Source organism: Halomonas sp. R57-5 (assembly GCF_900070345.1).
In the GTDB taxonomy this organism is placed as follows: Bacteria; Pseudomonadota; Gammaproteobacteria; order Pseudomonadales; family Halomonadaceae; genus Vreelandella; species Vreelandella ventosae_B.
The window spans coordinates 2605809-2622293 of the sequence record NZ_LN813019.1 but is presented as its reverse complement, the minus strand read 5'-3'; the positions used below and the strand labels follow the sequence as shown (position 1 = coordinate 2622293).

18 protein-coding genes are annotated in these 16485 nt (G+C 47.2%); 6 read left to right on the top strand and 12 right to left on the bottom strand.

The window, feature by feature from the left end; all coding sequences use genetic code 11:
* Positions 1 to 99: 99 nt before the first annotated feature.
* The 6 genes from HALO_RS12075 to HALO_RS12050 all read right to left on the bottom strand — a co-directional run bounded on the left by HALO_RS12075 (position 100) and on the right by HALO_RS12050 (position 3678).
* Complete coding sequence (locus HALO_RS12075) at positions 100 to 624, bottom strand: DUF4411 family protein (protein WP_035579397.1); 525 nt, start codon at positions 622 to 624, stop codon at positions 100 to 102.
* Entirely contained in the window at positions 624 to 1796 is a 1173-nt protein-coding gene (locus tag HALO_RS12070) for an XRE family transcriptional regulator (protein ID WP_035579399.1), read from the bottom strand. Before HALO_RS12070 ends, HALO_RS12075 begins: the two co-directional genes overlap by 1 nt.
* Positions 1797 to 1944: 148 nt before the next feature.
* Complete coding sequence (locus HALO_RS12065) at positions 1945 to 2313, bottom strand: hypothetical protein (protein ID WP_152561132.1); 369 nt, start codon at positions 2311 to 2313, stop codon at positions 1945 to 1947.
* Positions 2310 to 2501, bottom strand: a complete 192-nt coding sequence (locus tag HALO_RS12060; RefSeq protein ID WP_035579403.1) for a hypothetical protein — start codon at positions 2499 to 2501, stop codon at positions 2310 to 2312. Before HALO_RS12060 ends, HALO_RS12065 begins: the two co-directional genes overlap by 4 nt.
* Entirely contained in the window at positions 2501 to 2881 is a 381-nt protein-coding gene (locus HALO_RS12055) for a VRR-NUC domain-containing protein (RefSeq protein ID WP_050713480.1), read from the bottom strand. Before HALO_RS12055 ends, HALO_RS12060 begins: the two co-directional genes overlap by 1 nt.
* 137 nt (positions 2882 to 3018) lie before the next feature.
* Positions 3019 to 3678, bottom strand: coding sequence for a metallophosphoesterase (locus HALO_RS12050; protein WP_231896708.1), 660 nt, complete (start codon positions 3676 to 3678; stop codon positions 3019 to 3021).
* Between the two features lie 165 nt (positions 3679 to 3843).
* Here HALO_RS12050 and HALO_RS12045 point away from each other — a divergent pair, with 165 nt between their 5' ends.
* The 4 genes from HALO_RS12045 (at position 3844) to HALO_RS12030 (ending at position 7491) form a co-directional block, all read left to right on the top strand.
* Positions 3844 to 4029, top strand: a complete 186-nt coding sequence (locus HALO_RS12045) for a hypothetical protein (RefSeq protein ID WP_035579407.1) — start codon at positions 3844 to 3846, stop codon at positions 4027 to 4029.
* A 201-nt stretch (positions 4030 to 4230) separates the two neighbouring features.
* Positions 4231 to 4641 (top strand): hypothetical protein, encoded by a 411-nt coding sequence (locus HALO_RS12040; RefSeq protein WP_035579409.1) that lies wholly within the window; start codon positions 4231 to 4233, stop codon positions 4639 to 4641.
* 505 nt (positions 4642 to 5146) lie between these two features.
* Positions 5147 to 6349, top strand: a complete 1203-nt coding sequence (locus HALO_RS12035; protein ID WP_092490838.1) for a tyrosine-type recombinase/integrase — start codon at positions 5147 to 5149, stop codon at positions 6347 to 6349.
* A 23-nt stretch (positions 6350 to 6372) separates the two neighbouring features.
* Positions 6373 to 7491, top strand: a complete 1119-nt coding sequence (locus HALO_RS12030) for a hypothetical protein (protein WP_050713479.1) — start codon at positions 6373 to 6375, stop codon at positions 7489 to 7491.
* A 337-nt stretch (positions 7492 to 7828) separates the two neighbouring features.
* On the opposite strand, the gene HALO_RS12025 is transcribed toward HALO_RS12030, so the two are convergent.
* From HALO_RS12025 to HALO_RS12000, 6 genes are all read right to left on the bottom strand, one after another.
* Positions 7829 to 9070, bottom strand: a complete 1242-nt coding sequence (locus HALO_RS12025; RefSeq protein WP_050713478.1) for a hypothetical protein — start codon at positions 9068 to 9070, stop codon at positions 7829 to 7831.
* Between the two features lie 671 nt (positions 9071 to 9741).
* Positions 9742 to 10776: a YagK/YfjJ domain-containing protein gene (locus HALO_RS12020; RefSeq protein ID WP_050713477.1), complete on the bottom strand. Its 1035-nt coding sequence runs from the start codon at positions 10774 to 10776 to the stop codon at positions 9742 to 9744.
* A gap of 180 nt (positions 10777 to 10956) precedes the next feature.
* Positions 10957 to 12432 carry a YfjI family protein gene (locus HALO_RS12015; protein WP_050713476.1) on the bottom strand — a complete coding sequence of 492 codons (1476 nt, stop codon included), beginning with the start codon at positions 12430 to 12432 and terminating at the stop codon, positions 10957 to 10959.
* A gap of 15 nt (positions 12433 to 12447) precedes the next feature.
* Entirely contained in the window at positions 12448 to 12672 is a 225-nt protein-coding gene (locus HALO_RS12010) for a helix-turn-helix transcriptional regulator (protein ID WP_231896707.1), read from the bottom strand.
* A 453-nt stretch (positions 12673 to 13125) separates the two neighbouring features.
* Complete coding sequence (locus HALO_RS12005; RefSeq protein WP_050713475.1) at positions 13126 to 14403, bottom strand: Y-family DNA polymerase; 1278 nt, start codon at positions 14401 to 14403, stop codon at positions 13126 to 13128.
* Positions 14400 to 14846 carry a LexA family protein gene (locus HALO_RS12000; protein ID WP_050713474.1) on the bottom strand — a complete coding sequence of 149 codons (447 nt, stop codon included), beginning with the start codon at positions 14844 to 14846 and terminating at the stop codon, positions 14400 to 14402. Before HALO_RS12000 ends, HALO_RS12005 begins: the two co-directional genes overlap by 4 nt.
* 155 nt (positions 14847 to 15001) lie before the next feature.
* Here HALO_RS12000 and HALO_RS11995 point away from each other — a divergent pair, with 155 nt between their 5' ends.
* Both HALO_RS11995 and HALO_RS11990 read left to right on the top strand, forming a co-directional pair.
* Positions 15002 to 15340, top strand: coding sequence for a hypothetical protein (locus HALO_RS11995; protein WP_050713473.1), 339 nt, complete (start codon positions 15002 to 15004; stop codon positions 15338 to 15340).
* Positions 15341 to 15420: 80 nt separating this feature from the next.
* Positions 15421 to 16389 carry a DUF932 domain-containing protein gene (locus HALO_RS11990; protein ID WP_050713472.1) on the top strand — a complete coding sequence of 323 codons (969 nt, stop codon included), beginning with the start codon at positions 15421 to 15423 and terminating at the stop codon, positions 16387 to 16389.
* The last annotated feature ends 96 nt before the right edge of the window (positions 16390 to 16485 follow it).

Sequence of the window (16485 nt, the reverse complement as noted above, 5' to 3'; positions counted from 1 at the left end):
TTTGACCAGCAAAAAACATGGACATATTTTACATGTGTCCTTATAGCCTGATGAAAAGCTGTAAGCATCTATGAGACAAATCTTAGATGACTCAGACCATCAAATTACTTTTTGCCAGTCCGTACGGAAATCTAACTCGCGGAGAAGAGTGAAAACATTACAACACCGAACGCCCAAAGCATCACAGACATCTGGCACTTTTCGATTGGCACGCTTTTTGCTCGGCTTTGAGACCTCGTTAGACACTACAATTCGATTCTGTGGATCCTTGAGTGCATAAGCTACCAAGAAAGGATCCATTGCAATCTTTTCAGTTTCAATTTCGTTCAAATCAGAGGCATACCCTTCACTAATAACTCTATTAAGAAGAGCTATTTCGAAGTCTTCAGCCAGAATTAAGCTTTTTCGCACATCTTTATGTTTAGCCCATTGCACATGCTGGGCTTTAACACCGCCTTTGATTTCGCTATGAGTTTCTTTTGGCATTCTGATTGACCCATTATCAGCATGAAACTCTAACCACCGCCAAAATTCCGGAACTCGATCCATGTGATAATATAGATCGTGAGCATGGATGATGATATTTGCATCGAGCAAGAAAATTTCTTTTTTTTGTGCAGACATCACAGCCCCACCATTTGAGCAACATTACCTGGGCTCACACCGAGCACTCTGCCTGCTTTCGTTTCTGTAATAACGCCATCATGCAAAGAGCGACGTACAAGCTCAATTAGAGCCCCACCCGCACGATGTCGGCGCGTGTTATAAAAGTCACCTCCAGCATCTGACGTTTTAGATTTTTGTTGAGCTTTACTCTTGAGCCAAAGATCTCGCAGCTCAGTTCTAACTTGAACCCATTCAGTTTGTGAAATCATATTTTGCCTAAATAGCCGATAAGCTACGAGTGAGGCGCTAATATTCAAATTTTGAGCAAGCCTCTGCAGCGCAGGCAGGAAATCCTCATCTGAGTGCATGGCTTCATCGTATAGCTTTATGACTTCACCACTAGTCACTAGTAGGTTGCTAGCAACATCATTGCAGAATCGCTCAACAATATGCTCGTTATTCTGAGCACTGATGCCCGTTTTTCCCAGCCAAACATGCACGACTTCGTGCAAGAGCGTGAAACTCCAAGCTGCTTTCGAGTCATTTTGGTTAATAACTACAAAAGGCGCTATTGGATCAGACAAAGCGAAGCCGCGAAAAGCCTCAGTACTAATGGATGAGTGGTGGCTCCCCAAATCGCCTACAAGAAGAACATAAATTCCTTTCCTTTCCACACATCTTCTTAGGTAGTTGAAGGCATCATGTGGATTTGCATTGCGGCGATAATTTTCTATATTAATATTAAAATAATTGATTGCAACTTGGCAGGCTTTTTTTATTGGCGTATCTGTACTGCCTTCTGAGACAAACTCAATGCCAACATCTTCATCACCGTCAATCAGCGCCTCTTTGACTATAGACTGACGAATGTATATGTCTCGCACAAGTGCTTTAACACTTCCCTCGTGCTCGTCAAACTGTGTATCCGGAAGCAGTCTAAAATCCTCGCCCATAGAAGCACTCATGGGCGGCTCTGAGAGAAAGAAAGTAATGAACGGACGGTGGTATTGTTTTGCCATATCCATTAGCTTTTTTTGGGTCGGCAATTTTGTACCCGTCTCATATGCTGACAATAGCTCAGCACCAGACATGCCCTTGCTCTTCAGAGAAAGCTTTCTCGCTGCCTCTTCAAGACTCAGCCCGGCCCCTTCACGCGCCCACCTGAGTATGTCTGGGTTTGGGATGCTCATCTTTCTCTATGGCCTAATTTGGTTAGTCACTTCATTTGTGAAGACCAGAGTAACCGTAGCCAGGTCGAAGAGCAAAATGAATACGTCAAATATTTGTGGTCTATTCGTGATTTTAGACCGATATATGCCTGCATAATCTAAAGGTAGTTCATTGGCGCACCTCCCCCACCGCCAACACCTGCCAAAGCCGCTTACGCCCTCGCTTACCCGCCACCTGCAACACCTCAACACTCTCAAAATGCCTTACTCCCTCATTTAGCCCAAGCGCCCTAAGCAACACCTCCTGCCGCTCAACCATCTGCCTGGCAGTCACCATCCAAATGCTATGGCCAATCTTCTCGGGGCGAATGCGAGCGGCCTGTATCAGCATCGCAGCAGCCTGGCGTTTGGGCAGTTGATCGAGCAGTACGCCGCAGGCTTTATGCCATTGGCTTTGAGGGTGGTAGCGAAGCGCGGCCAGCATGGCCTGGTCACTGCGGCCACCACCTCCAGGTACCTCACCTGCTAGAGCCGTCACACTGAACGGCTGGAAACCGGGGTTATCTGGCGATAATCCAGCTGCAGTTCCAGCATGGTGTCTATGATGCGTGATACTGCAGCATCACGCGCTCGCTTATCACTCTTTGCCGCCTCTACGACACGCCAGGGGTTTGCTACTCGCTTCCAATCATCAAACTGCATCTGGCTCCCCTTCTGCTGTGTCATCACCCCTTCCTCCACTCGGTACCACTCTCCAGCGCCAGCCGTTCGCCGGTTATTTGCGTACGGGGCCAACTAGCGTATTCCCTAAGCACTGCTTTTGCCTCCTCAAGCCCTAGCGCCAGCACGGCGCAATAGCCCTCATATTCGCTATCTTCCAGCCACTTGAATTGGCTATCGGCTAACGGCGCATCCTTGGGCGGGGTGGCCTTGAACTCCAGGTACAGGCTAAACCAACCGCCGCGGGCTTGGCGAACGGGGAGATCGCTCACACCTGCCTTAACGCCCTGGCGCTTTAGGTCGCTCGCGGTTTTCTTATTGCGGTGGCCACCGTTGGGCACGTGGAAGGTGGCATCAAACAACTCACCTACCGGATGACCGCGCATCTTCTCGCCATACAGCCAACGGATCAGGACGGCTTGCTCCTGCCCTTCCCAATCAACAGGTTTTGCCCGGGGCGCGCCGCTTTTGGTTAGTGCTCGAGGACGGCGTAGCTTTTTGGCAGTGGTTTGCTAGCGCCAGCTCATGCCAACACCTCTCGGGCATTGATCAACGTCAACCGGCCCGTATGAAAAGCACCCGTGACGATATAGAACACATTGCCCAGCCAAGTAGGTTGCTCAACAATGGTGTGCCCGACCACTACAGCATCGATGCCGACCACTGGCGTCGTGTCCCTTCTCTTTATACGAGTCCGGCCCCATATCATTGCCMCTTTGCCTACATCATCCGCCATCTCAACCTGCGACCAGTCCGCAGGCGGCTCGGCATGAACGATGCCAATCTGCTGCCCCAAAACATCTATCTGGCGGGCGTAAGGCAGATACTTCAGCGCCTCACGAAGAATTTGCCGGACTTCGATCATATTCTCAGTTATCGACCAGGTGCCGCCGTTGATCATCCAAAGGTCTTCCGCCTCTCCACCATGCTCAAGCGCATCTATGGCCAACATCTCGTGATTGCCACGCACGCCAAAAAACCAAGGCTCAAAGGCTAGCGATAAGCACTCGAAAGAATCCATCCCCCGGTCGATCAAGTCGCCTACACAAAACAACCGATCCTTTGACTTATCGAAGTCAACGCGCGCCATGGACTCAAGCAGCAGGTCGTACTGCCCATGAATGTCACCAACGATAAAATCTCTTCCATTCATGTTCTGGCCGTGCTTTTGAATCAAGCTCATAGCCTTAGCTCCTGATTGAGTTTCCAATCCATATAACGATGATAAATCACCTCCCAAGCCCTTCCGCCTTTGAACTCTTCACGCCACCCCCCCATCGGTCTGGTCGAGCATTCAAAGAATGCAGCTCAATGTCGCAAGGCAAGGCGACGCTTTCAGAGGCTCTACATGAAGAAAACGACTTACAGCTTTGAAGAATACGAATGTGAAACGTGTAGAATCGCTTTGATTGATTTTCCCGATATAGAAGGCCTTCGTAAGCCTGCTTTTAACGATACCTGTGTGCAGCTCGGGCGCACAAACGGAGTGGTTGCTCTCAACAAGTGGGAACGCTTATTAAAGCTGATCACTTGAGGCTTGATGAAGAGTGATTATTACCCTTTATCGGTTAGGGCATATCGCATTACTGCTCATCTGATAATGGCGAATAGGCGAAACCTTTTTCATAGCAATCCCCTAAAATAGAAAGCCCAGTCTCAGGCCAAAGAGGAATTGAGCAAAGCCATCCAATATCGCTATATTGGTGGCTTCTAAACTAGGGATAAGGGGAAAGCGTTGGACAAGGCCGCCTACCACAAACGTTGGGATCAGCTCGAGCAGATGCAGCGGGAATACAGCAACCTGCCAGAGTCGGGCGTCGAAAACGTCGAAGCGCTGCACAAAATGCTGATTAATACCTTCCGGGAGTTTGTCGTTGCTTGTTATTGCGACCACTGGCGTGAAGCCTACCGAGGCGCTGCATTCCCACTAGATGCTGATAGAGATGTGCTGATAGCCCGCGCCATCAAAGCTCACCACTGGACACCAGGGATTGCCACCAGCCTCTCCAGCTACGATCTTGCCCTTTCGCTCATCGACGAGCTGGCGACATTCACGCTGACGGAAATGGCCGTTCACGTGTCGTATATGAACCTGCAGGCACTGCCTAAGGCGGATTACCAAGCAATCATTCAACCCCATGAATGACGGTTGATTTGCCTTAGGTAATCGGCTGCAAGTACGGGAATAGAAAGCCACGCCGAATCCCGCTAAGGTGGTAGCTGCGACACCCCCAGACGAAGAAGGAAAACGAATGGGTGGTCTCGAAGGCAGATGGTGAACGACTTGGAAATCTGCGGGAAGGATTTAAGAGCGCGTGCACCAGTGCGCGCATTACGAACTTCCGGATTACAGTGAAAGACCGGTGCATTTTATAAAGGGCTTACTTGGGAGGAAGCGAAGAGCCTAGAAAAGCCCCCCTGACGAATCAGGGGCTTTAGTATCGAGGTGGCGGAGGGACAGTCCGCATACAGCACATCCAATAGCTTCCATTTCAATATTTAAATTATTGTTTTTAAACAAATTAATAACCTTACATATCCATACTCTTCCATAGCCATCCCATCAAAGACAGAACAAAGGTGTGGGTCAAAATGTGGGTCAGCTATGCTATCCTCTGTTTGACCAATCGCTTTACCAAGGACGAATCACCATGGGTAAGCTCACTAGCAAGGCCGTTCAGAAGCTCGCAAAAGAAGGACAAAAAGGCTCCACTGGCGACGGCCAAGGTTTATATCTTCAAATAACCGCCGGTGGGTCAGTAAGTTGGATCTATCGCTTTAAGCTAAATGGCAAGCAACGCTATATGGGCTTGGGAGCATACCCAAACGTAGCGCTATCAGAAGCTCGGGAAATAGCCGCCGATCATCGAAAACTCGTCAAGCAAGGCATCGATCCGTTAGCAGCTCGTGAACAGAAGAATGAAAAAAAAGCGGAGCCTGTAACATTTACCAACTGCGCGGCGCGATATATCCAATCACACCGCCGCAGCTGGAGAAATGCTAAGCATGCACGTCAATGGGTAAGCACGCTTAAAACCTATGTGCGGCCGGTTATTGGCAATCAGTCGATTGAAGATGTAACTACCCAAGATATTTTGAAAATATTAACGCCGATCTGGAGKGTCAAAAACGAGACAGCTAAGCGAGTGCAGGGGCGTATCGAAAACATATTGGACTATGCAGCGGCGCATGAGTATCGCGACCCGGTTAACCCCGCCCGCTGGCGAGGTCATCTCGATAAACTACTAGCTAAGCCATCGCGTATACAAAAGGTGAATCACCACCCTGCTATGCCTTACGATCAAGTAGCGGCATTTATAAGCTCGATTCAGCTTTACGGCAGCATGTCCTCAAAAGCACTACAGTTTCTAATACTGACTGCTACGCGTACATCAGAGGTGCTCAACGCTGAATGGCATGAAATCGACATTGGAAAAGCTACATGGCAAATTCCAGCAGAGCGCATGAAAGCTAATCGTGAACATCGAGTGCCACTTTCCAAGCAGGCAATGGATCTGTTGCTGTGCCTACCCCGCATCAAAGGCAATAGCTTTATTTTTCCGGGGATGAAACCCGCCCGGCCGTTATCAAATATGTCGCTTCTTCAGTTTATGCGTGGGCTTGGCTATGGGCCTAGTGGTGAAAAAGGCAATTATGTACCTCATGGCTTTCGCTCAAGCTTTCGAGATTGGACGGGAGAAGTGACTAGCTATCCACGGGATGTCGCAGAAATGGCTTTAGCTCATGCCATTGAGAATAAGGTGGAAGCAGCCTACCGTCGCGGTGATCTTTTTGATAAACGCAGACGCATGATGCAGGATTGGTCTGACTATATTTGTACTGATTTAAATTGAAAACTAAAGCAGCTAGGTTCGATATGACTTCAGAAGAATTTTTCCTTTTTAGAGATGCAGCTGATGTGGCTGATGTCAGTATTAAGCAGTTGCTTAGCAAAGCTGTGATACACAACACACCCTTATTCTACAAACCTAGCAACAAGCTTCACCTCTATTGTTTGTCTATTGATCACACTTTCACCCCGCCATTTATGGCGCATTCTGACATTCTCAATAACAACGCTACTTCATATAAAGAAGTACAAGATTATGACTATATAGTTATAGATAGCATGGCCTATCAGCACATATTAGTCACAAAAATCTGTCACTTAGAAAATTTTGATAAATTTGCAAAACTAAATACCGATGGTTCTATCCGCTTGGTTAGCGCAAAATATTTTATCATCAATAATGACGATAAAAAGAAATTATCTGCTATCAAACAATTGAATTTAAAAGCAAGTTTCTATTTTTTCAGACAAAAAAGTTCAATACCAAGTCAGAAAATTAGAGGGAAAACAATTCAGTTCCCTCCTACAGAACAAAGCAATATCTCTTTCACGATTGATGAGTTATGGATTAGCTCATCTAACCTTTGTACACTTTATCCAGATGCTTTAATTAAAAAAGATAAAGCTGAAAAAGAAGAAAAATTAAAAGCATTTGAAAAAGAAGAAAAAATCGAGTCTCTCAGAAGTGTAAATATTACATACGAATGGATGGGAGAGGATCTAAAATTACTTAATCGTGCTTGCTTGGAGAGATATATTTTACTTAAAAAAGGTCGTGCTGCCAATACCACTGAATTTAACAATATAATTAAGAAATATATCTTTGAAGAATATATAAAAATTCACAACAAAGAGATTGCAAAGACACCTTTACAATTTTGCTTAAAGGCTGTCCTTGAAACTTCAGCATTTCAGAATATGCGGCTCCCCTCCCCCAATATCCAACAAAATTATCATGAATCACTATCACCATCTATTATAAATATCAATGAACTGGCCTACAATCTCTACACAAATCACCTAAAAGAATCTAAAAAAACATTAAAACCAAGCAAAACCTTTATAAAAGAGAAAGCAATCCAAGCGCAGGTCATGCCAAAGGGTATGATCAATCACTTGGTTCCATTTATGCTACCGAATTTCTAAAAAGTAACGTTAAATGGTGCCGCTAAATAATCCGCCCTATCTGACCGCTTTTATGCTGCTATTAATCAAAATCGCATTAAGCGATCCATGAAGAAGGTGTGCATCTGTCTGCATAAGTTGTAATCGCAGGACCAAATCAAATCTATCATTAGCCGCTGAATTCGTTACTAAAACTAAGAACGGTAACATCAGTTCCTTGGCTACGTGGTACACAAGCACACATTGCATTTCCTGTGTAAAGTGCACACAAACCAAAGGACCATTATATCCAGTCTGAGCCAGCGTGGAACAAGTGGGATAAGAGCGTGTTAAAGAAGATTAGGAACCACCTGCTTTCCTATTCTGGCCATCGGTACAGTGCTGGCTCCAGTGCCTCGTCTTCCCAGTCATCGCTCCACAGGCTGTTGCGGTACGTAAGGCCGCCGAGCAGAATCAAGCTGAGATCGCTGAGGATTTGCTGGTCAGGCTGCCAGACGGCGCTCGTGGTGGCGTTGGCTTCCAGGTAAGGACCGCCTCTACCGTATAGAATCAGTTCCAGACGTGGTTTGAAGGCGAAGCTTGCATTGAGCCTGGTATCCAGCTCCAGTGAGGGCAGCTGAGGGTCTTGATGTTGAGATGGGCGCTGCTGTAGTTGCCACTCGCCGTTTTGAAGCAGCAAGCCACCAGCACTGTCATGGTGTAGGTGAATCGGGTCGCTTATCGTAAGGCGTCCACTAGTGGTCAGTATTGCATTGAGCCGGGCATTCACGGAGAACATAATAGGTATCCAGCCCACCATGCGGTAGAAGGGCCCTTGGTGGCGTGTCCAGACCGGTTCGTCTATCTGGAGTTGCTGTTCGAAACGTGGGGTGATTTCAGTGCCCTGACACAGGCGGCCTTCCAGTTGAGCTTCTTTCAAACGACCGCCTTGAAACGTCATCTGCCGTTTCAAGGCGAGCGTGGCCTGTAAGCGAATCGTGGCGCTAGCTTGGGGCGTGAAGTACAGCGTTGTCTCATGCTCGAAGGCGGTGCTTTCGGGTGGACACGGCTCCCAGCCATGCTCATGAAAGGTGGCCGGCAGCCAGCGACCTTTAGCAAGGGGAGCATTACCAAGTAAGCTTTCTACCGGAAAATCATCCGCTTCGGAGGKGACCCGCTCCACGACGATGATGGTCAGTGTGCCGTCTTCAACCACGTCCTCCAGTTCGGCGGGTTCAAGCGATAGCCTCAAGGTGCCCTTTTCATCGGTATCAAGCGCTGTCAGATGCCCGAGCAGGCCTGAGTTCACAAGCTGCTGTTCTGCTCGTCCCAGAGGATAAATCGGCGCGTCGGTAGCGGCAACTAGCCGCCAGCCGGCTGCTAGAGGCTCGAGAAAACTCGGCGGCGATTCGATGACCAGCTCGAAGGCATCGTCGCCCAGTGAGTCGATGTTGACGACTGCATCGAACAGCTTGGCCGAATCATGGGTATCGAGAGCGAGCACTCGGGATTGGTGGGTTAAGTTACCGTCAACGAATATCTCGCTGGCCAGGCCAGGGATGGCCAGCCCAACCATTACCGGCGCTGTCAGCCAGCGCATGCTTGAACGGAAGGKAGACATGATGAGGGCTCGGTTGTGGGGTGACTTCATCAAAGTATAGATGATGGTATCGCGTTTGGTACCCTTCTCTCCCGTTTGGTAAGCAAGCGTATCTCTCAACTACTGATTCAAGTCGGTAGAGTTTATTTCAAGCGTCAGAACAGCAGCGCCGTCTGTAGCAGCCCCTGCTCTTCGACATAATCACTCAACGCCAATTGCAGAAACGAGATAAGAAATAGATGATCCAATCGTTAGCCCTGCGTCGATGCCAGTTCGTTCATGGCATTTCCCAATGATCAGAAGTCATTAGAGTGGCTAGTGCCAGTCACTCCAAAAGATGAAATTGTGGACGCTTACAGACATATCTCATCTGCAGCAGGCGGGTCGCTTAGTCGCTGTAGCCCCCCCTACATCGACAATTTTGGAAGCTGTTAACTTACACCTAAGCTGTACGATGTTAAAGGGGCGGCTTTTCCATATCACTTACGCTTCTATATACCTTTTACGGCGGTACTAACGAGTACATTCCTTCGTTCATCACACTACCATTAAGGTGTGAGGAATGAAAAGAGCACACTACTGAATATATTTACAGAGCTAATAATAAAATAGATAGAGTCCTTTTTAGCTCATCCAGACGCTTAATAATGAGCATCATGACACTGCCATGTATAGAAAAAAAAGAACGTTTATTACAGTTTCTTTCTTGGCCTTCCTTTTGCTAAAAGCCTGGGCTTTTTCGTTACACCTTTAAAGAAAACTCTTTCATTAGGTGTTATAAAACTCATAACATCATCGGGTTTCACTAAGTAGTCTACAACAATGTTTTTTAATACATCATATTTTTCATCTTCGTAATAATTTATCGTACCAACCCCCAGTTTTCGATACCTGTTTTTTGAGCCATTACAATTAAAGTATCTTCCATCACCGTTGGGAACGATACTATTAACCCAGTGTTCTCCTAACATCTTTCCTATTACGATGTCCTGCTGCCGCAGCGAGCCGTTATAAATTATCAACGCATGGTAATGAAAACCTTTTAGAAAGCTATACTCAAGTCTTAATATATACCCAACCATATCCGGGACTAAGATCCCTTGAGTAAGGGCAGTACGCATTTGCTTCCACTGCGACTTAACATTTTCCACATGACTATTAAATCTATCGCTTTCTAAAAACATACCTTTGCGATAAGAAAAATCTATTCTAATACACATAATTCTTGAGTAACTTGCTCGTATCAAATCAATATACTCATGCGCACTATTAACTCGATATTGCTGTGCCTTCCTTTGTTTGTATTTAAACAAACGATATTCTAAAGAATTTATTGCATTCTGCATAAATTCGGAGCATCTGTTAACTAGATCCAACTTACTTTCTAACTCTTGACATTGACTTATATTTTTATTGGCAACTATCCTTATGAATTCAGAAAAGCACTTTAAGTAGGGATGCGTGCTCATTATGTGTTGTTCATCAATTCTAGCTTTCATGCCTAGAGTAATTAATCCGCTAAACTCTTTTGCGGTCAGACTAGTCCAACACGAACTTCTTTTAGATTCTGCTCTATTGAACTTAGGCCACTCTAGATCCTCCAGTCTTTTTATTATCGCAACAACTTGTATGCAATATCCATGTATTTCTTCTTTGCTAATTTCAAGGGAATGGCTTTTATTTAAATCAAATCTTTTCAATGCATTACCTGAGCTAAATGTATTCATTTAATAACCTCCTATCAATAATTAATACGCACCTATATAAGTTGATAAAGCCAGAACAAATCCATTACCAAGAACCAGTAGAAGGTAATAACATATATACCAAATTACTAAATCGAAATAACCTCAGCGCGTTCCCACAGCCTTCACTTCAACAGTGACAATAACCATTTAAAGTTATTGTCAATACTTCTGGTTAAAAATTGATTTTGTACCAAAAATCTCACGGTTTGCAGCAATTGGATCATATGCGTACAAAGGCTCTGTATCTACACACTGAACATTCCCAAGTAATATTGTGCAAAGCACACCTTTAGACTCCAATCGCTGAATGCTAGGCTCTAACCTTTCGTTGCTTCTTAAGCTAGGGTTAACATGCCGTCTAATATAGTTCTTTTTAAAGTAACGATAGCCGAGCTTCTTTTTTGAATTTAGCCAATTAGTCAAGGTATTATCGTCTATTTCTTCTTTGGTCGGCACATAAAAAACACGTATAAAATCGTCTGCGCAATTCATCACTATTTGAATGGCACGGTTTATAGAATTTACTGAAATTGGCTGTTTTATGCCCTCATCAAACGCACTCATGATGGCTGCCAACCTAATAATATTTTCGGGCATCTTGGAAGCTAAATCAGCAAAACTTGAATACCTCATTCCCAGAACGGAATTCGACTCTATATATACACATATACGTTCAAACACCGGCTTGGCTTCATTAGAAAGGCTCATGACATAACGTTCGCTTTCTCCCTTAAGAATTTCAATCTGTTTGTTCAGAAAAAATTCACTTTTTTTATCAAACAAACTTGAGTTCGATAAACTTTTCCACGTACCAGTAGTACGTTGTCCAATACGACTCTCAGGTACAAAAGCTAAGAATCTAGCCCATAATCCTGAGTTACGATGCTCATTGTTACCTTTTTTGTTAAACGCATCCATTACGCCTGGCTGAACCATAATCCCCACCGTCAATCGAGCCCCTTTAACATAACTTGATGCAGACGATTTTCGATCAACCTTTATAGCATCACCGCTCCATAGATCATTAATAGCTGAGAAGTTTCTAAACGCACCTCCATTCAAAATACCTGCGCCCTCACTGGAAATAAGTGAGACGAACTTTGACCTTTCTGAAATTCCATTCATTAATGCTTCGGATGTAGCATCTTTATAAATAAAATCAATTACTAAGGGTTTTTCAGGCTTTTCCCTTAAAAGCTCATTAAGCATATCTTCAAACTTACGTGTATCCTTACCTTTAAGAACATCTCTACCAATCTTATTTTCAATTGATTTATATTTCCTAGTCCACAAACAATTTTCTCTTTCATACGCTTGAACCGTAATGTCATTATAATCCGATAAGATACTATTTTTTTCAAAAACCACCTTGTGGGCTATTGAAAAAGCTGTCGTTTTACGCTCCCCAGAACTAGCTAAAGTAAGTGTGTTTAGTGAAGTAGGTGATATTCTTCCATCAGGCCACTTCACATCTATTACACCTTGCAGGGCAGTTGACGCTGCACTTATGTAAGCAGCTAACGCCATTTTTTGGTCAATTTGTATATTATGCGACAACTCTCGTGCCGCGTTATCAATTATGTCAGTTTTTTTTGGCTGACTCTTTTTATTTAATGGTGTTCTGTGTACGGTCATGGATTTAACTCCTTTTTAAGCATTGCGCTTTTGAATACGGTTGTTAATCCACGCATCTATCTCGTGCTCTACCCACGCTACTGCTGCCTTACTCATTATTACTTGTCTAGGAAAGTCAGGATCATAACTAGAAGATTTTTCATCGAGCATGTTGTAAATTGTTGACCTTGAAAGGCCAGTACGTATAACAACATGCTTTAGACGTAACATAACCGGGGATTGCAATTCTTGATGTTGCATGACATGACACCTCTGTTTTGTTTAGAAGTAGCAGGTATCAATTCAGATACCCTGTTTGCGCTGCTTGTGAGAGACATCTTGACTGCATACATCAAAAAAATCACATGACTTAATTTGACCTTTTTTGACGTCAAATTTGAGAAGCTTATTAAGCATTGCAGGTAGGCATAAACTGTCGACTCAGTAACTATCTGTAACAAGCCGCTATTGCTGTTCAAAGCACATAAATGAGCTTTTATTAAACTTTGTGAGAGTTCGATGTTTTCCCACTAATTGATATAGCACGCTCATGAGGCGTGGCGGGGATCTAGCCAACAAATGCTGAAGCGGACTGCTTTGTATGCTACTCCTGCTACAAAGTAGCAGGAGTAGCAACTTACAACGGTGTTATCCTCAATCAGTGCTTCGGTTGTAGCTTGGTCACTTTGCCAGTGATGGCACTCAGTAAAGAGATTAATTAACTCTTAAAAGCTCGCCCCATTGTGTGGTGTAGCGTGGCGTGCGTCGCTCACTGCGCAGCGACCAGGCATTGCCTTTACAGGGTAGGCCCAGCTGTACCGTTCCTTTACCTAGCTCTCGATTCAGCTTGTCCATCGTCGCCATCAGGCGTTCGCTACGTTTAGCCTCTTCGTCGGTTTGCGGGGTTTCGGTGAGGGTGAGCTGGCGGTTGGCCTTGGGGGATAGATCGAGCAGCATGAGACCTGCTTTATGATAGGCATACCCTTTTCGCCAGAGACGCCTTAGGCCTTGGACCGCCGCTGCGATGATGTCGCGGCTATCATCGGTAGGCCTTTCAAGGGAGACGACTACACGCTGCTGATATTGCGGTAAGTCGGTACGGAATGAGTTGGTACGCACAAATACCATCACGGCGCTGGTAACGCTGTTCTGTTTGCGCAGCTTTTCGGCTGCCCTAGCAGCGTGGTGCCTTAAGGCTTCGCGCAAATCGTGGGGGTTGCTGGTGAGCCTTCCGAATGAACGCGACACCATGATTTGTTGTTTGGGTAGACTCATGTCATCAAGTTGAATGGCGGATTGCCCGCGTAGCTCCCATACGATGCGTTCCTGCACCACACTAAATCGCCCCCTAATACGCTTAGGGTCTGCCTCGCGTAGATCCCATGCGGTCTCAATACCCATCACTCTTAAACGTTCACCGGTGCGGCGTGCCACCCCCCACAGCTCTGTCACCGGCAATTGCTTTAGCAGGGCCTTGGTCGCTTCACTATCAGCGGTCAGCTTACACACCCCGTGCTGCTTGTAGGCGGGATGTTTTTTAGCCGCTTGATTCGCCACTTTGGCGAGTACGCGGGTCGGCGCAAAGCCCACGCATACGGGTATGCCCGTCCACTGGCGAACGGTGTCACGTATGGCCTTGCCACGTGCCTCCAGGCTCTCGGGGTCGAAGCCCTGAAACCCGACAAAGCTCTCATCAATGGAATACACCTCCACATGGGGTGAAAACTCGCCTAGCACCTCGGTCACCCGCTGGGACATATCGCCATATAACGCATAGTTACTGGACAGCAGCACGGCTTGGCGGCGTATCGCCGGCGGTAACAAGTGCATGGCAGTCCCCATCTCAACCCCCAGGGCTTTGAGTTCATTGCTACGGGCAACGACACAACCATCATTATTCGACAGCACCCCTACCGGTCGCCCTTCCAGCGCTGGATCAAAGACGCGCTCGCAACTGACATAAAAATTGTTGCAGTCAACAAGCGCAATCACGGCAGTGACCTCAGCAGATTGTGAATCACGTCGGTCACCACGCCCCAGACTTGGGATTCGCGTCCATCAAGGGGAATCGGCTTGAAATTAGGATTGCTTGCTTTGAGGTAGGTACGCTGGCCAACGCGCTCCAGTCGCTTAACCGTCATTTCCCCATCGACGCAAATCACCACAATCCGACCAGGCAGCGCTTCCAGGCTGCGATCTACCACCAATAAGTCCCCAGGGTGAATGCTGTCCCCGATCATTGAATACCCTTCCGCCCGCGCAAAATAGGTTGAAGCAGGCCGCTTCACGACGTAGCGGTGCAGATCAAGCTCAGTATCCAAGTGATCATCGGCGGGCGAAGGAAACCCTGCGCGTACGGCGGTTGAATAGAGCGGTAAGGGTAGTGACGAGGCCACGGCGTCTGCCCGGCCGAGCAGTGAAACGTTCAATGACATGAAAGGCTTCTCCTTTTTACTGTATGCATAAACAGTATCAATAAAGAGGGCTAGCCAAGCAACCATTTAAGAGTCAACGCTAAAAACTTTCAGACCTATATCACTCCTATGAATCCACCCCATAAATCGCTTTGTGTCACCTAGGAGTGTTGCTAATGCCCCCACCTTGTAAACGCTGTGCCGCCACACGCCTGATTAACCTTGATACCGCCCAACGTATAGGCGTTGTCAGCGGGGGCCTTGTGGGCGGCGCGATTGGTGCCTTACGCGCTACCGCGGCTACCCAAACGTTATCACTTGCTACGGCGCGTTTTCCGCTCGCGAAACTCCCGGCCGCCCTGATAGGTGCGGTTACCGGTGGCCGATCAGGCGTTCGGATTACAACGTCACTTTTTTTGCAGTGGTTGCCACCTGGCTCCGGCACCCCCTGGCTGTGTCTCGCCTGTGGGCATTCGTTTCGACAGTCCCATCCTCCGCTGGCCGCCGCCCACTGATTGCGACTGGCTGTGCTTTTACTACCTCACCCCATAGCGCTGGCGATTCGTCAGCGTTTTTTATGTTTGGAGACTTACCCATGGCTCATCTCGTTGAACAAATGGCCTACGTCGGCGCTACCCCTTGGCACGGCCTGGGGCAACAGCTATCCCGTCAACAACCGTTAGAGGTCTGGCAGCAACAGGCCGGTATGAACTGGCATATTGAAGAAGCCCCGGTGCGCTTTATTGCCGAGGGTGCCAGCCACTTGGGCAGTATTCACTCGTTCCCCGAGCAGAAAGTGCTCTACCGCTCGGATACCAAGGCGCCGCTATCGGTCGTATCCCAGCGTTATAAGGTGGTGCAGCCCGAGGAGATCCTGGAGTTTTACCGCGACCTGACGGAATACGCCGGTTATGAGCTGGAAACCGCAGGTGTGCTTAAAGGTGGGCGTAAGTTCTGGGCCTTGGCACGCAGTGGCTTAAGCACCTCGCTAAAAGGCCAGGATGAGGTCAACGACTACCTGCTTTTGGCAACGTCGTGTGATGGCACGCTGGCCACCATGGCGACACCCACCACGGTGCGGGTGGTGTGTAACAACACGCTGCAGATCGCCGTCGATGGTACGTCGCAGGCGGTGAAGGTACCCCACCGGTCGGAGTTCGATCCTCGTGCAGTAAAAAGCCAGCTGGGTATTTCCGTTTCCCAGTGGAACGACTTCATGTACCGCATGAAGGCGTTAGCTGAACGCAAGATCGACCAACGCGAGGCGCAGCAGTATTTTCAGTCGGTACTCTGCGGTATCGATAAGCCGATAGATGACCCTTCCAAGCTGCCTAACTACCGGGCACTCAACAAGGTACAGAAGCTCTACCAAGGCGAAGGCCGCGGTTCCCACCTCGACACTGCCAAAGATACTGCGTGGGGTCTGCTCAATGCCGTTACCGAGTACGTGGATCACGACAAGCGTGCACGTAGCAACGATACCCGACTGGATTCAGCGTGGTTCGGCCAAGGGGCTCAGTTGAAGCAGGAGGCACTGCAAACAGCCCTTGCTCTGGTGAGCTGATTTGCTGTTTCTCACTCTACTGCTACTGATTTTATTGGTTTTGTCTTACCCCTCATTGGATAGCGCAATAAGCCCAGCCCCTAACAGGCTGGGCTT

Bases quoted from the DNA above. Each gene is read 5' to 3' on its own strand.
- HALO_RS12030 (WP_050713479.1), top strand. From the start codon at position 6,373: ATGACTTCAGAAGAATTTTTCCTTTTTAGAGATGCAGCTGATGTGGCT.
- HALO_RS12020 (WP_050713477.1), bottom strand. From the start codon at position 10,776: ATGAATACATTTAGCTCAGGTAATGCATTGAAAAGATTTGATTTAAAT.
- HALO_RS12045 (WP_035579407.1), top strand. From the start codon at position 3,844: ATGAAGAAAACGACTTACAGCTTTGAAGAATACGAATGTGAAACGTGT.
- HALO_RS12010 (WP_231896707.1), bottom strand. From the start codon at position 12,672: ATGCAACATCAAGAATTGCAATCCCCGGTTATGTTACGTCTAAAGCAT.
- HALO_RS12000 (WP_050713474.1), bottom strand. From the start codon at position 14,846: ATGTCATTGAACGTTTCACTGCTCGGCCGGGCAGACGCCGTGGCCTCG.
- HALO_RS12015 (WP_050713476.1), bottom strand. From the start codon at position 12,432: ATGACCGTACACAGAACACCATTAAATAAAAAGAGTCAGCCAAAAAAA.
- HALO_RS12055 (WP_050713480.1), bottom strand. From the start codon at position 2,881: ATGCGCGGTCATCCGGTAGGTGAGTTGTTTGATGCCACCTTCCACGTG.
- HALO_RS12075 (WP_035579397.1), bottom strand. From the start codon at position 624: ATGTCTGCACAAAAAAAAGAAATTTTCTTGCTCGATGCAAATATCATC.
- HALO_RS12060 (WP_035579403.1), bottom strand. From the start codon at position 2,501: ATGACACAGCAGAAGGGGAGCCAGATGCAGTTTGATGATTGGAAGCGA.
- HALO_RS11990 (WP_050713472.1), top strand. From the start codon at position 15,421: ATGGCTCATCTCGTTGAACAAATGGCCTACGTCGGCGCTACCCCTTGG.
- HALO_RS11995 (WP_050713473.1), top strand. From the start codon at position 15,002: ATGCCCCCACCTTGTAAACGCTGTGCCGCCACACGCCTGATTAACCTT.
- HALO_RS12070 (WP_035579399.1), bottom strand. From the start codon at position 1,796: ATGAGCATCCCAAACCCAGACATACTCAGGTGGGCGCGTGAAGGGGCC.